We start from the raw sequence: 1,268 nt of genomic DNA, 5'->3' as shown, positions 1-1,268 counted from the left end.
GTCTTCTCGGGGTTCGTCCTCGCGTACTCGGCGTGGGGCGGACTCGCACTCCTGTTCGCCGGGGCGCTCGCGCTGTCGATCCTCCCGCTACGGGCGCGGGTTCCGGCCGCCGGCCCCGCGGTCTGGATCGCCTTTCTCGTGCTCTGTTCGGCCGGGACCGCGGGGTTTCTCGTGGGGTTTGGCGCCTTCGACGACCCCGAACTCGAACACGACGCCGAGGCCACCCTCCACGACGCCGGAACCGAAAACGCAACCGTCCTCGTCACCGGGACGGTTCGAAACGTCGGTGACGGCCCCGCCGACGCCGCCTCGATCCGCATCACGCTCGCCGACGGTGCCGACGGGACGCTCGGCAGCGATACCGTCGCCCTAGACGACGTCGGGGCGGGCGCCGAACGGCAGTTTTTCGCCCGGTTCGGCCCTGATCGGGCCCTCTCCGAGTTCGAGACACTCGACGTCGAGGTGACCGTCGAGGGGTAGGGGGCGGCCGATCCCCGATTCGCTGCCGTCTACACTTATTCCGGTGGCCCCCGAGGGCCCGATATGGAACTCCTCGACGTCGGGGTCGCGCTCGCGGGACTGGTACTCGTCCTCTTCGGCGCGGCGCTGTCGGTCTATGCGACCGCGCTGTTGGGCGTCCTGATCGGTGCTGCCGGGGGCTACGTCCTCGCACCGCAACTGTTGGGGATCGTCGGTACTGGGGGCGTCGTGGGGCTCGCCGCCGCCGTCGTCGCCGGCGGGGTCCTTGGAGCCGTCCTCGCCTCGGTCGCGCTCTCGGTTGCGACGGCGGTCCCGTCGTTCGTCGTGGGCGCGTATCTCGGTCTCTACGCGGTGACGCCGCTTTTCACCGCGGGTGGACTCGTCCGCTACCCCGTGGCAGTCCTCGTCGGGGTCGGCGGCGCAGTCCTCGGACTCACGCTCACCAGAGTCGCGCTGACGTTCGTGACGGCCTTCGTCGGCGCGGCCCTCGCCTCCGGGTCGGTCACGCTCGCCGATTTCACCGCTGCCCGGGACGGCCTCACGCCCGACCCGATCCTCTTCGATCCGCTCGCTACCGCCCCGATCGTCGGCGTCGACGTCCCCCTGTTCGGTTTGTTGTTCGCCCTCGGCGTCCTCTCGCAGACCGGCCTGTTCGAACTCGGGTGGGTCACGCGCCTCGCGGCCGTCGTCCCGGGGATCGGCCGCGCGCTCGGGGACGACTAGAGCCCCTCCAGCGACCGAAGCCGTTGCTCGACTATCGGTGGCGCGGCGCTCGGTCCGTCGGTGAC

The 1,268-nt window shown here is 70.9% G+C and carries 2 protein-coding genes; both read left to right on the top strand.

The window, feature by feature from the left end; genetic code table 11:
- On the top strand, nucleotides 1-480 hold a 480-nt coding region (locus DP106_RS16010; protein WP_165857926.1), incomplete at its 5' end, for an FxLYD domain-containing protein.
- Between the two features lie 63 nt (nucleotides 481-543).
- Entirely contained in the window at nucleotides 544-1,203 is a 660-nt protein-coding gene (locus tag DP106_RS15115) for a hypothetical protein (protein ID WP_015410758.1), read from the top strand.
- The last annotated feature ends 65 nt before the right edge of the window (nucleotides 1,204-1,268 follow it).

It is taken from the genome of Halonotius pteroides, from assembly GCF_003605635.1.
GTDB classification, from domain to species: Archaea; Halobacteriota; Halobacteria; order Halobacteriales; family Haloferacaceae; genus Halonotius; species Halonotius pteroides.
Note: the sequence above shows the minus strand (reverse complement) of the source record. Positions and strands in the feature narration are given on the sequence as shown.